This is a genomic window from Vibrio sp. D401a (assembly GCF_030248515.1).
In the GTDB taxonomy this organism is placed as follows: Bacteria; Pseudomonadota; Gammaproteobacteria; order Enterobacterales; family Vibrionaceae; genus Vibrio; species Vibrio rotiferianus.
Window position 1 is genome coordinate 18,917 of record NZ_JAHGAI010000042.1, and the last position, 13,976, is coordinate 32,892.

At 46.0% G+C, this 13,976-nt stretch carries 9 protein-coding genes; all 9 read right to left on the reverse strand.

Annotation, left to right across the window (positions count from 1 at the left end; translation table 11 throughout):
- Window positions 1–44: 44 nt before the first annotated feature.
- From tssM to tagH, 9 genes are read right to left on the reverse strand one after another with little or no spacing between them, the layout of a single operon-like run.
- The gene (gene tssM, locus KIV41_RS17135; RefSeq protein ID WP_010452433.1) at window positions 45–3,590 is read right to left on the reverse strand and encodes a type VI secretion system membrane subunit TssM; all 3,546 of its coding nucleotides are present in this window, start codon (window positions 3,588–3,590) and stop codon (window positions 45–47) included.
- A gap of 15 nt (window positions 3,591–3,605) precedes the next feature.
- On the reverse strand, window positions 3,606–5,027 hold the full coding sequence (tssA, locus tag KIV41_RS17140) for a type VI secretion system protein TssA (RefSeq protein WP_038887552.1): 1,422 nt from the start codon (window positions 5,025–5,027) through the stop codon (window positions 3,606–3,608).
- Between the two features lie 8 nt (window positions 5,028–5,035).
- A complete protein-coding gene (vasI, locus tag KIV41_RS17145) occupies window positions 5,036–5,692 on the reverse strand; it encodes a type VI secretion system-associated protein VasI (RefSeq protein ID WP_252042586.1) in 657 nt (218 codons plus the stop codon).
- Window positions 5,689–7,269: a sigma-54-dependent Fis family transcriptional regulator gene (locus KIV41_RS17150; RefSeq protein WP_285337094.1), complete on the reverse strand. Its 1,581-nt coding sequence runs from the start codon at window positions 7,267–7,269 to the stop codon at window positions 5,689–5,691. Before KIV41_RS17150 ends, vasI begins: the two co-directional genes overlap by 4 nt.
- A gap of 2 nt (window positions 7,270–7,271) precedes the next feature.
- Window positions 7,272–9,881 (reverse strand): type VI secretion system ATPase TssH, encoded by a 2,610-nt coding sequence (gene tssH, locus KIV41_RS17155; protein WP_171359278.1) that lies wholly within the window; start codon window positions 9,879–9,881, stop codon window positions 7,272–7,274.
- 25 nt (window positions 9,882–9,906) lie between these two features.
- Complete coding sequence (icmH, locus tag KIV41_RS17160) at window positions 9,907–10,680, reverse strand: type IVB secretion system protein IcmH/DotU (protein WP_010452444.1); 774 nt, start codon at window positions 10,678–10,680, stop codon at window positions 9,907–9,909.
- Window positions 10,681–10,682: 2 nt separating this feature from the next.
- Window positions 10,683–12,017 (reverse strand): type VI secretion system baseplate subunit TssK, encoded by a 1,335-nt coding sequence (gene tssK, locus KIV41_RS17165; RefSeq protein WP_038887561.1) that lies wholly within the window; start codon window positions 12,015–12,017, stop codon window positions 10,683–10,685.
- Between the two features lie 6 nt (window positions 12,018–12,023).
- Window positions 12,024–12,503: a type VI secretion system lipoprotein TssJ gene (gene tssJ, locus KIV41_RS17170; protein ID WP_029561125.1), complete on the reverse strand. Its 480-nt coding sequence runs from the start codon at window positions 12,501–12,503 to the stop codon at window positions 12,024–12,026.
- A gap of 2 nt (window positions 12,504–12,505) precedes the next feature.
- Window positions 12,506–13,975 (reverse strand): type VI secretion system-associated FHA domain protein TagH, encoded by a 1,470-nt coding sequence (gene tagH / locus KIV41_RS17175; RefSeq protein WP_071235876.1) that lies wholly within the window; start codon window positions 13,973–13,975, stop codon window positions 12,506–12,508.
- Between the last annotated feature and the right edge of the window lies 1 nt (window position 13,976).

Here is a 13,976-nt window from a genome sequence, read left to right on the forward strand (position 1 = left end):
GTCCTGAAAAGGCCAGAGCGAATCACTCGCTCTGGCTCTTTGGGTTAGTAAAGTGTTTTAGACAACTTGAACGATTTGAATAAACGCTCAGTGAATGGGTTCGCATCTGCCTCTGAGTTAACGCGGTAAATCATCTCACCACCATCAACATCAAACTTAAAGTCGACTGAGGTTGGGCTTGCTGAAACAACCGACGCTTTGTCTAGCAGGCGGAAGAACGCCCACGGACCTTGAAGCTGAACACTGCGAGGTGACATGTTTGATTTGGTTGGAATCAAAGTCACTTTCGATACTGCAGAGTCTCTCAGTGTGTTAGGCCAGATCAGCTCTACGCTTTCACGCGGGCCGTGACTGTAAGCAAGGAATTGCCCGTCCACATTAAGCAAACTGCGACGCTTATTGTTGGTTAGGCTCATCGGTTCTACCGAGAAGTTCACATCCAATATGCCTTTTCTGTTGAAGAATGCTTCACGAATTTTCTGGGCTTGTTGGATCTGATCCAGCACTTCTTTACGAATGATCGATTGAGCAGAATCATCGGCTGTCACTGTAATGTTTTCTTCAATAAACATTTTCAGTTGGTTGTTGTAAAAGCTATCCAGCGTGCCGTTAGGAGCAAAGAAAGATTCGAAATCTTGTAGCGACGCGTCTTTCTTAGAACCTTGCGTAAATGGATAGCGCCCTGCCAGTTTGCTCTGGAATGGCGCATACACATCTTCTGTCCAGCGAACTTCCAAGTGCTTAATCGCCTCTTGCTTCACAACATACCAACTTTCATCTGCCAATTTCGCAAACATGCTGTCCATTGGTTTAGGCAAACCAGATGAGATTCGCTTCAACGTATAGATTGGGTCTGCGTTAATTAACTTAACTCGTGCTTTGGTAGCATCAAGGGCTGCCATTCCGACATCTGGCGCATCTTTAATAGCCGTTAAGTAGCTTTTAAGCTCGTCAACGGAAGCCAGAACTTCGTTGATATATGCTGGCTGGCCATCCACTTGAGTGAGCATCCCATTAAGGTCGGCAAACGGTGTCTCGATCATGGATGCGACTTTGTATTTTGGACTCTTCAACAACTCATTCTGTGCTGCGTCGTCTGCCGGTAACGTGGTAAATAGTTGGGTGTTATTGTCCAGCGTACGCAATAGACGCTGCATCGGCTCAAGGTTGCTGGTGAGATTTTCTAACACCATAACTGCGTCGTTGATGTCATTGAAATACTTCACATCAATTTCATTCAGCGCTGCACGCCATGTGTTTGTATAATCGGCTACGTACAAGCTGCGAATCTTATCTCTAAGCGCTTGTTTGTCGGCTTCACTAAATTGCGCGGTTTTGGTTTGCCCCAATACCCAACTGTCAATCAGCGCCAACTCTGAGACCGACTCAGACTGTGGCATGAAGAAATCTTCAAAGCCTCGTTTCGTCAGCATTTGCGGAATGTAAAGGCTCTCACTGTTCATCACGCGTTCTTCAAAAACCACGTCAAACACTGGGCCAACAAGACTTCTTAAGTTGACTGCTGGGCCTAGTAGCGTCTGAGCACTTAACTTCAAGTTTCGGTAAACACGCTGGTCGTTTGGCATTGTGCTTAGCTCGGTTTGTGCTCGTGCGATCACTCTATCGTAAGGCTTCATCACCGACTCAGCATCTTTGTCACCATTTAGGCGATCTGCCTCTAAGTCAGTATGACGCATTGCGTATTCGAGGTGCCCTAGCAAGTCTTCTTGAATTTTACGCTGACCTGAAAACTCTTGTTGCCAGTACTTGGCAAAGTAGTCGAGAACGTAATCTTGGTAGCGGCCACTCTTGTCAACTAGCATTCGATAGACTCTAAGTACTGCCAACTTCTCTTCGTCGGTTTGAGCTTGGTTTAGATCTACAACAACATCGGCCATCAACAGTGGCAGTAAGCGAGTCTCTAGTAAATTTAGGTACGTTTCCTCAACTTTCGGCCCGATGGTATGGCCTTGGTACAATCCAAAGTCTGATATGTACTTAGGCTTTTCTCGGAAGAAACCAAATTCAAGTGTGGCTTCACGGATCTGATTAAGAGGATCTAGAACATTTTGCTGCGATTTCAGACTCTTGTTACCACTAAACTGCTCTTTATATTGGTTAACTTTGGCTAGCACTTTATCCGCATGCTGAACGTTGCTCATGTAGTTACGGTGCCAGTTACCGACTAGCAGTACCGTCGCAATAGAACACGCAACGAAAGAAAGCATAAGCAGACGACGTTTGTTTCTCGCCACACGGAAGTTGTCGGATGCCAAGCCAGCTTCTGGATAAATTATGTGGGTGAACAGTTTCTCGGTGAAGTATACCGTGGAGTTTTTCGCTCTCTGCGCGGTGTTGATCGCATGAGATAAACCGTAACGACGCGAGGCTGCATCATCAAATGCATTGCTTGGGACACCTTGCTGATACACGGACGTAAAGTAAGCACCACGAACCAGAGCAGAGGTCGAGAACTGGTCACTTGCCAATGCTTCTTGGAAGAAGAGCTCTAGTATGTCTTTTAAGCCTGCGATCTGGCGCGTAAAGCTGTAAATAGCATTACGCTCTTCCAATGTCATTGGCGCAGATACGGTATGAGGCAACATGTCGTTAATACGTTCAACGAATTGCGTGTATTCAGAGACAAATTCTTCCAACCAAGAGTCTAGGTTATCAACGGAATCCATTGAAAAAGTAAAACCGAGCACCTCTTCTCGCTGCGCTTTTGTGTAATGCTTGAAGAAAGGTTCAAAGCCGTATAGTAAATCGAGTTTTGTTAGTGAGATGTATACTGGTAAACGAGTCGATAATGTCTCCATCAATTCACGTAAGCGGGCACGCAACAAATTTGCATATGCTTTACGCTCTGATGCGGTTGCGGTCGCCAAATGCGAAACATCTAATGCCAATACAATACCATTAAGCGGTCGACGACTACGCGTACGCTCTAACCAATTAACAAAGTGTAACCACAGTCGACGCTCCATCTCACCGTTGTTTTCTTCGCTTCGGTTACCTTGTGTTAGCAACTCTCCGTCAGGGTCGATCAAAACCGATTCATCCCCTACCCACCAATCAAATGAGTAAGGGTTTTCGCTTTTCTGGCCCGAAGCACGCATTACTGATGAGAATACGAAATTTTGACCCGAACGGTTGATCAAACTTGTTTTGCCGGCATTCTCTAACCCGAGGACAAGGTACCAAGGTAATGCATACAAGTAGTTGTGCTTGTTCAGGCTTTGTTTCATGTTTACCATGACCTGATTCAGCTCAACTTCTTGGCGCTCTTCATAGACTTTGATTGGATCTTGACGCAGTTTCTCTTCGCGTACTTGCTCCGCTTTAAATCCTTGTAATTTACGCCACTGCCAGACGCCCCAAATCGCTAATGCGCCTAGAGTAAACAAGCTACTAGCAACAGCGCGAGCCGTAATGGACTCCAGCGGCCTTTGCTCCGCAATAACTAACCATGGTCCTGCCCACCAAATGGCAACGTTCAATAATATGAACGTTGTGAATAGCAAAATAGGCATTGCCGCAGCAAGCCCAGGTTTAAGCCGTTTTACTATTCCGACAATAAATTTCCACATGAATTGTGTCCTTGTTTACTCTGACGTTGTATATCTTTGTATTTGTTCAACCAAACTCGGCTCCCAGTCAGGAACGGTGAGATTTTCGATCTGACTATTGAGTGTTTGATATTGTTCTTTTGCCATTGCATCGAGATGGTTGGTGCGCATTAGATCAGCCGCCAAAAGTCGCCAATAAAACTGGTCTCTTGGCTCGACAGCGCTGACTAGGCCATCATTCAACATGGAAAGCGCGACGGCGATGCCACCTTCTTTTGCCAACTGAAACGCTTCTTTACGTTTTTCCTGCCAATCTCCCCCAACAGACTGACCTGATGAGCCGTCAGCTTGACCAACGTTGATTAACCACTCTTTCACACTTTCTGAAACGAATGGTTCACCACCTTTAAACTTCAGTTCGAATAAAGAAGGCATGCGATTGAGAAAGTTTTGCGTTTCTTCCACTATGGCTTTGCACCAGTCTTCTTTACCTAACTGTTTGGCAATGGTATGGCTCATGAGTTGACCCTCAAACCAGTAGGGAGCAAGCGTCAGGCTTTGTTCTACTTTTCGCCATAGAGCAAGGTCTGGGTGACGAAGCTGATCTTGATAGTCTTTTACTCGATCAACCTGCATCCCACGAAGCATGGTTTCGCCATCTTGTTTATGATCTGGTAATGAAGAAATACTGCCCCATACGGCGAAACGTCTAAGTCGAATCGCCAACGCAATTCCGTAATCCTGTTCGGAAAGGAAATCAGCCACTTTCAACAGTGTTTGTTTAGCCGCTTTATCGCTTGAGTGATCCACCACAACACTAGAAGATGATGGAGTGACAGATGCCGGTGCAACTTGCTCGGTTTTCGCCTCACTCTGCGCACTTTGTTCCGTTACTCGTTGGCTTTCTTCAGCACGAGAAAGCTCTCCTTTCACTCGAACCACGACAGAGTCGACTAGCTCTGAGGTAAGTTCCAGTTTCTCAATCGCCTCTTGCCATTCTGCTACGGCTTTTTGTAACGCTTGGCGATCTGTTTCGTCTAACGTGGAGAAGTCAAACTTATCAATCACTAAAGTAAAGCGTTGGGCCATTTGGCTGAAAAACTTTCTCCTTGGTAAGTTCCCCCTTGGTCCCGGTGCTGGAAAGCTCTCGTTCCAATAGTGACTTATAAACTCCCCCATTACTTCAAACGACGTAATAAGGCGCATTGGCGTGACTTGATTGTGTAAACACTGGAGTAAATAAACGAGCAGTTTAATATCTTTGCTCTGCTCTCCAAGAAGCTTCAGCGTGCTGTGCTCAACTTCATCCCACTGGACCGATGCATGTGCAAGCGAGCCAACTTTCATCATCTGATCTTCGACAAAGTCAAAAAGGGGATGATCGACAAGTCGTTCGCCTACCGGGCTATCATTACTGATCGGTTTAGCGATACATTGGCGGTATTCGGTAATTTCCATTTGTCCTCCTACCAACCACAACGTTCGCGTAACGCTCGAAGGCCATGCTTTAAGTCACGAGTGTTAAACTGAAGGCCATCAGCGAGATCTGAATTGGAGCGCAGCGTCAGATATGAGTCATTCCCAATGCGCTTCATCATGTCGATTGCAGGTAACCCCCGCGCCGACGAAAACAACACGCCATAGTCATCACTACGCCAATATTGCATCGCTCCACGAACAGAAACTTGGATACGAGCATCGGCCGCTTCTTGAGGCAACGCTAATTCAACACGGCTCAAGTTGTTGATGCAACTGAGCAGAAGCACTGGCGCGTCTTGCTCTGCAAACGTGGTATTTTGAGCAGGTAAAGCGACCCAAGCACTCCCATCTTTGCCTTCACCTTCAACAACTAAGGCCCACCCCTCTCCGGGCTCTAGACCATCACGAGCCTCGATCGCCCGATTCCACTCAGAAGGGTAAGGGTTATCAGCAACGGGGGTAGTATGCTCTTCTAATGGCGTCGCGAAGACACCGTCAAAACATGCAAGGCGGTCTAGGCGCGCTGGTATCTCTCGGCACTGATTCGCCTGCTCTACCAATGTCTCGGTTTGATTTGCGAAACTGTCCGAGCTAACGCTAAGGCAACTGGATGCAACAATTACTGCTACAAGGCACTGTTTCATGCTTTGATCTCCAGTTTTTGACACTTGTACGCCAGCGTCCGTTTTGGAATGCCTAGGCTTTTTGCTGCCTTGGCACGATCACCAGAGAAACGCGTTAACCTTTCGGTAATAACGGTGGCTTCAAAGTCGTTGATGGCTTGCTTCAAGTCATCAATAACCGCAAAGTTAGGCGTATAACTTTGTTCTTCAATAGAAAGTACTTGCTCCGGAACAGAGGCAGAGTCCGATTCAGCAACGGGTTCAAGATTACGCATTAAGTTTAAACGGTGAACAAAGCAACCCGCTTCGATTTCTGTTCCATCTAGTGTTTGTGCACAACCAAACTCCACCAGATGCTTTAGCTCACGGACATTGCCCGGAAAATCATACTGTTTTAAACAATCCAGTGCTCGATAGTTGAGCCCACGAATGCTTGTGCCGTGTTGCTGGTTAAACATGCGTACAAAGTGACTACATAGCAAAGCCAAATCGTCTAATCTAACTGACAAGTTAGGCAATGAAATCGGGTACTGGAACAGTCGATAATACAAGTCTTGTCGGAAGGTTTTCTTTCTTACCTGCTCGATCAAATTGACATGTGTTGCTGAAACCAATCGAAAATCGGAGCTCTGCTCTTGCTTTCCACCAAGAGGGCGAAATGTTCGAGTTTCGAGTACGCGAAGTAACTTTGCTTGAAGCGTCAGGGGCATGTCACCAATTTCATCAAGAAATAATGTGCCTCCGTCTGCTTGTGCGATGAGACCTTGCTTATCGGTATCTGCACCGGAGAATGCACCTTTACAGTAACCAAACAACTCACTCTCTAGGAGATGTTCAGGGATGGCGGCACAGTTAACAGCGACCATTGGTGCAGACTGACGAGATGAAAGCTCATGAACAGCGGCAGCAACAAGTTCTTTCCCTGTCCCTGTTTCACCTTGAACCATTATGGAAAGCTGAGAGTTTGCTGCAGATACGATTTGCTCTCTCAACTTTTGCATTGCCGCACTTTCCCCGATTAACGTGGTTGCCAAGCTATTTGCCATCATTCGTTGCGCTGAGTCGCGTTGTATATCATAAAGCGACTCTTTCATTTCCATACGAGTTTGCTCTTCACGTTCCATTTCCGTGAGCAATTTCCATTGCTGCGCAAACACATCAACAAACCTTATGAAGCCCGTGTCTTTAAGTACGTTTGAGACCGTGTGGTTTTCTCCAATCATCAGCAGTATCGAATGGACTTGTCTATCACCCATTGGCAAAGGCTGCACACAAACTGAATCAAACATTCCAACGTTCTCGACCAGTTCAGAGAACGCTCGGTTTGAACGCCAGAAAATCAAGTCTTCTGCGGTAAGGTGCATCGTTTTAAGTGATTGCAGAACATGTGCAAATGGGGCATCGAAATCAGTTACTGACCATGCGTATTGGCGCTGAGAGTCATGCGGAACCAAATTGCGACCATCTGACGACGGTAACAATAAAAAACTGTCCCTTAGTTTCATGCCTTTATTAAGCAAATCGACAAAACGCAACGCGAGCAGGTGGGGTTTTCTTATCCCCACCAATTCGGTAGCAAACGCCAACCATTGACTCATGGTTACTCTACCTCCCCGATAAACTCGCCATCCGATGCGGCAAGGCGAATGCGATGAATCGGCTCTCTTTCGGCTAGCTTATTAAGGAGAGCAAGCGATACTGGTGGTAATAGCTGACCTTCGATGATGGCCTCAAGCATACGAGCACCATTTTCGCTACGAGTTGCTCGGCTTAGAATTTCGTCAATTAGACCTTCACCTATTTCCATCTCTGCGTTGTAGCGAGACTTAAATAGCTTCTCTAGGCGTGTTAGCTTGCCGCGAACAATTTGATCAAGTACTTCTTTACCTAACGGAAGGTAAGGAATCACTTCCATACGAGCTAATAGTGCAGGCTTGAAGAATGCTGCCAGTTCTGGATATAGCGCATCATCGAGTTTTTCTTTGTCTTCTGCGTAATCCACTATGGTTTGGTAACCAAGGTTAGAGGTTAGGAAAAACACGATATTTTGACAGTCGATCAAGCGGCCTTCACCATCGGCAAGTTCACCTTTATCAAAGCCTTGATAGAAGATGTTTAATACTTCTGGGTGTGCTTTTTCTACTTCATCCAAAAGGACAACTGAGTAAGGCATTTTACGGATGGCTTCGGTTAATACACCACCTTCACCGTAACCAACGTAACCTGGAGGTGAACCAATTAGGCGAGATACAGTGTGTTTCTCTTGATACTCCGACATATTGATCGTTGTTAAGAACTGCTTACCACCATATAACTGCTCGGCTAGCTGAACAACGGTTTCTGTTTTACCAACACCACTTGGACCAACAAGTAAGAAAGCGCCTTTTGGTCTGCCAGGGCGACGTAAATCAGCACGAGCGGTTAGCAAGTGGCGATGAATGCGCTCAATTGCGATATCTTGCCCTTTGATCGCCTCTCCTAGTGTTGCTGTAAGGTGAGTGATCTTGTTCAGCTCATTAGTATTCATCTGATCAACCGGCACACCAGTCCAATCGGCGATAACCTCTGCGATTTGGTCTGAATCAACTTGGGGATACATCAAACGTTGATCATGTGCAATCGCGTCCAGTTCACCGTATTTCTCTTGCAGCTCAGTGTAAACATGCTCGGTTTTTTCCGCGTCTTGTTCCTCTGCTTTGCTCAGGGACATGAGTTCAGCACGTAACTCGATGATCGATTCCACCAGTTCTTTTTGGTGCTGCCAGCTTTCTGTGAGTTCAGCTTTTTCTGCTTCATCTACCATTTCTTGCGTGCGAAGAACATCAAGGCGCTCTACATCGACAGTCTGCCCAAGGTACTGGGCACGCTCCAACATATCAATTTCAAGCTGGCGCTGGTGACAAAGTGTTTCTAGCATCGCTAAACGTTTAGGCGGCGTTGTCATGTTGATCGCAATACGTGCACAGGCAGTATCGAGCACATCAATCGCTTTATCTGGAAGTTGACGTCCTGAGATGTAGCGAGCAGACAGTTCCGCCGCTGCTTTCAAAGCGTCATCAGTGATTAATACATTGTGTGCTTTCTCATACACACCATTTAGACCACGTAAAATATCAACGGCCTGTTCGATACTAGGCTCATCGAGTTTTACGAGCTGGAATCGGCGAGTTAGCGCAGGATCTTTTTCAAAGTATTTTTTGTATTCTTTCCAAGTTGTGGCGGCAACAGTGCTTAGCTCACCACGTGCTAGCGCAGGCTTGAGAAGGTTAGCGGCATCACTACCACCTTCTTGGTTACCTGAACCGATAAGTGTATGCGCTTCATCGATAAATAGAATGATTGGCTTTGGCGAGTCCTTAATGGCATCGATAACACCTTTAAGGCGTTTTTCAAATTCACCTTTAACCGAAGCACCCGCTTGCAATCGGCCCAAATCTAATGAATATAACTCTACGTTTTGTAGTTGAGTCGGCACATTACCAGCAACCACGCGTAAGGCTAGACCTTCGATCATAGCACTTTTACCAACCCCCGCATCGCCGACAACAATAGGGTTATTTTTGCGACGGCGGCAGAGGATATCAATCATCAGATTTAGTTCGTTTTCACGACACAATACTGGGTCAAGTTCACCCTGACGTGCTTGCTCTGTTACGTTGGTACAGAATTTACCAAGTGGCGTTTCTGCAGCATTTTGAAGTGGTGATTGACGCTGCTCACTTTTGTTCTCAACGGCAGTTTCTGCTGATTCGTTTAATATTAACGCGAAGTTTTTCTTTAAGCTTTCTCGGTTGATGCCTTCGAAAAGAGCAATCAGTTTGAAAGGAAGATAACGGTCAACTCGAGTTAGTGCAGCAAGAAATACTGCACCAGAGCGTAACTCATTTTGTTCTAGCTCTGTGGTTGAGAGAAGCCATGCTTCTTGAAGCAACTCAACGAGTAGTGGGGAAAATGCAGGATAAGTATCAAGCACTTGCTCGCGACTGTACGTCTCGACAATTGCTTGCTTTACCGTTTCTACTTCCAACCCAGCTTGTTTCAGAATTAGGCGAACATCCGATAGTGGGTTATCTAGAAGCACATCTAAATAGTGCTCTAGTGTCACTTCTGGATGTTGGCGTTCAATACAAATCGAAGCCGCTTGCTCTAAAGCTAATTTACTTTGAGCGTTAAGTTTTGAGATAAGAGTTGGTAATTCTATACGGATCACAACGTACCACCTAGCCTAATTATTATTAAAGTATTTGATTTAATTGATTTAAAACGTCGCTTGATTTGTTATGCAGTACGTATGTGTACCCCAAAAACAGCCCAGCCCAGAGAACGACGAACCCTAGGAACACCGACCAAACCGGAATTTGTCGACTTAACTTATATTTGGCACGAACGACATGTTCAGTCGCGCTAGTAAGAGCTTGAGGTTCACGTTCGTCAAAGCTACTCAGAATATCGTGCAGACGTGTAATCACCTTTTCGCGCTCTGCATGACCACCTTCCATAACGCGGTATTTTCCTTCAAAGCCCAAAATCAAGCAGTGATAGATAAACTCGAGTAAAGATTTGTATCGCTCCGGCTCGCCCTCTAAACGATTTAGAATGGTAAATACTTTTTCACCACCCCAGGTTTCATTATGAAAGCGCGATAGCATCGAATGCTCTGCCCATACGCTTGACGCTCCCCACTCAGTGCCCATTACAGACTCATCCAGACATGCACACAAAATGTAGCGATACGCCATTAAGATGGCATGCTCATAGCCTTGCTCTGACAGCTCGATTTCTATCGTTTTGATTTCTTCGACTGTTTGACGATAAATGAGGTCGATATTTTCACACTCAGTAAGTGAGCGAACTCGTAGCGAAAGGCCAAACAAGGGTGTGGCTGCATCGATCAAAGGGTTTGGGTTGTCGCCACGAAGTTGAAACCAGTAGTCTTGGTCGTGGTTGATTTTTTCCACATCGTCAAACAGTAAGCTCGACAATGGGGAGTCTTTTTTGGTTGGCTCCATGTTTAACTCCTGATCGCCCAGAACTGAAGGTCTAGATCTTCAAATGCACCAGCTACATGGAACGCAAAACCACTAGAATGGTTCAGCATTGACCACGCAGGGCTTGTTTTGTCCAGCTGGTAATATGTATAACCCGCGTGATATGGAAGCTGGCGAGGAGCGACCGGTAGTGACGTTAGCGGAATACCCTGAAGCTGAAGTGAGATCAGCTCGCGGATCTTCTCCACTGAAGACACTTTGGTTTGCTGCGTGAACAAACGGCGTAACTCGTCTAGTGGCATTCTTGCTTTGACAGCAATAATGAACTCCGCACTTTCCATCAATTGAGGATCGTGGATCGGTGCAACCATTAATCCGTACTTGCGTTTTTCTAGTTGGATTGAGACCGCTCTTGGTTCCAATACAACACTCAAACTCTGACGTAAGTTTCGAATCAATGGTTGAAATGATTGACTCGGTAAATCGTGACTGTAACTTGGCAAGCTTGGTGGCAATCGACTTTCATCTGTAAATGTAGCAAGCTCACCACATACGGTTGAAAGACACTCAAACAACCGCTCTGGATGCAAACTTCTAAGCTCCGCTAGATGTTTCATCTGAGGTTGTAATCGGTTAAGCGCCTGCAACAGCATGAAATCGGACACATCTGCAACGCCGCCTTGAGACGGTGAGCTAATGCGTTGTGCGATGTTTTTTGCTCGTTCCCTCATCAATCCCGACATTTCGTTGATGAAACGATGCAATGAGGACATACCAACCACATTCAAGTGGCACGGGATAAAGTCTGGATCCAATACCACACTTCCGTCTGGGCGTTTCTCTAAAATACGGCCAATAGCGATTGATGCGTAAGAGCTTCTGTCTTCTCGCTCTAACATGATCTGCATACGAATCGGTGATACCTCTACTGTAGTGGTGTCACCTTGTACGCTGTGCACATCACGAACTTCTTGGCGACGACTCACATAACGTCCTGTGCCTCGCTCTTCCGGCCAGTTTATCTCCATCAAGGATTCACTACGTAAAGGGACGGCAAGGTAAACGATTTGGTTCGCGAGCGACGCATCATCAACTTCTAGAGCGTCGGGCATATGGTCTTCTTGAGGAATACGGAAGACTGTACCATCAGGCATCACCCCAACAGCTCGCTCAATTGCAATACGACCAAACGATAAGTACTCAGGGTTTAATGACAACTCGGAAACACCGTATAAGTAACGACTAACGGAGCCTAGACGCTCATCGATGCAGTACTCTGTATATCTCTGTTGTTGCTGGAAGTGCTGAGGCTTAATGAACAAGCCCTCATTCCAGATCACTCGGTTACGCGCAAACATCGTATGCTATTCCACCCTGTCCAATTTTACGTTGTAATCTTTAAACATCATGAGCAAGTGGTATTCCCTGCCCTTATTCAGTATTTTGACGGCTTTTTTCCATTCACTGAGCTCTGGTTCAGCAAAATGGGCCATCACTCCGATGTAGTTGGTTTCTTCGTCGACTTCAAAAGCATCGATGAATTTGAACTGTTCAGGTAGCAACACGTAGTCGTAAATTTTGACGAAGTTACTTCGAAGCGCTGTTTTGTAGTCTTTTTTTAGCTGGTCATAGTCCGCTGACATAAACATCGAATCGTCTTTTAATTCGAATACCTGAATCTCTACTGGTGATGATTCACCCCAAATGTTGGGGTTGACCAAATCATCACTGACCAAACTGAACGTCAATTTTGTTTGTGCTTTCGCGGGTTCATAAGGTTCCGGCGCGCTACTGCATGCGGTCAGCATCAGTAATGAGCACAACATCCATAGCACTCTTATCACGGCTATAGCTCCCGTTGCTTTTCTCGAATTTTTCGGTCGTATGACTGCTCAAAGATTTCCCAGAACAGTTTCTCGAACCCTCTCTGGCGGTTGGAAGTTAATTCGCGGTAGTAGTTGCAATACATCTTCCAAGCCCACTCATCACTTGTTGTTTGCGTCGTATCAGTGGTGCGTTTGTAGTGATGAAAGCGACGTAGCATCACCTCCGGAGAGAACGCAGTTAAAATCTGACTCAACGCGTCTGCGGTTGCATGCTGCATTGCTTCGTTGTGATCGCGCACCGTTTTGAGGCTTTCTGCTATCGCCGCAGGTGCTGATAAGTGCACCAAACTTTTGTCTGCGTCATAAAGAGTTTTAACCGTTTCTTCATATGACAGTCCTAGGCGCAGTGGGTTATCTTCGATAGGTTGAAGGTTTCGGTTTAGCGTTCCGAAGCGCCCCTCGCTCACCTGTTGATGCAAATCAAGTAAGCCGCGCACACATGCTTGAAGAGATTCACCCATTTCTTGTGACAATAAATGCATTCGAGCCATATTGTCTTCATCACTCAAATCCACCCCTAAACCGTCAAGCATTGGGCCCGTTATAAGGTGGTTAGTTTGTGTATTACTATGGTTAAATGTCTCTGTCTGTGGCTGGATGCTCTTTGCCACTTCCTCTTCTAACAGATCCAGTACTTTTTCATCCATTGTGAAACCTTCTGATACGTTGCTATCGTTGTTATTTAGTTGGGTGGGCTGTGCCACAGATTGAGAAACGTTGGTTCGCTCTTCTTTATTCGAGGGTTTCAATTTGTTAAAACCAAAACCTAAAATTTTCTTGAGACGAATAGATGATGTCATTTCATACTCACTATCCGCTTGTGGGGTAAACGCAACTTCATGTAATCCCAAATCCTCATCCGGCACTAATGATTGCTTGGGTAATTCTCTTGGCTCAGGATCTGGTTCAATTAACCTGTTTTCGTTGGCTTCTTGAGAGCCCATTAATTCATCAAGCGCGTTTAGTGGGTCAGCATCGATACCTTCACTTTCCAGTTCAGGCTCTTCTTCGTATGCCAAATCAGAAAGTAGATCTTCGTCTTGTGAGGTAAACAGCGCGTCCAATGAGCCATGCTGTTCCTCGACTTCATTAGCGTTACCAAATAGGATGCGCAATTGATACGGCCCAATGGAAACTTCGTCTTTATGATTCAGGCGAGCTAACTGGCCTTTCCCTAGCGGTAAGTGAGCACCGTTGACGTACGTGCTCCCGCAAATATCTTTTAGGCAATACGCTCCATCGAGTACAACCACTTCACAATGCTCTGAGCTTACTTGTCCATCCGAGTCGGTGAGTCGCCACTCTGATGTCGTCGCCGCGCCGATAATCCCGCCAGTTTCCTTCCATGTATGCTGAGCCGACAAACCAGATTCCAAACGCTGCGCGTTTGTTACTAATAAAGTCAAAGATGGCAGTTTTGGTTTATTCATG

Bases quoted from the DNA above. Each gene is read 5' to 3' on its own strand.
- tssM (WP_010452433.1), bottom strand. From the start codon at position 3,590: ATGTGGAAATTTATTGTCGGAATAGTAAAACGGCTTAAACCTGGGCTT.
- tssA (WP_038887552.1), bottom strand. From the start codon at position 5,027: ATGGAAATTACCGAATACCGCCAATGTATCGCTAAACCGATCAGTAAT.
- vasI (WP_252042586.1), bottom strand. From the start codon at position 5,692: ATGAAACAGTGCCTTGTAGCAGTAATTGTTGCATCCAGTTGCCTTAGC.
- KIV41_RS17150 (WP_285337094.1), bottom strand. From the start codon at position 7,269: ATGAGTCAATGGTTGGCGTTTGCTACCGAATTGGTGGGGATAAGAAAA.
- icmH (WP_010452444.1), bottom strand. From the start codon at position 10,680: ATGGAGCCAACCAAAAAAGACTCCCCATTGTCGAGCTTACTGTTTGAC.
- tssK (WP_038887561.1), bottom strand. From the start codon at position 12,017: ATGTTTGCGCGTAACCGAGTGATCTGGAATGAGGGCTTGTTCATTAAG.
- tagH (WP_071235876.1), bottom strand. From the start codon at position 13,975: ATGAATAAACCAAAACTGCCATCTTTGACTTTATTAGTAACAAACGCG.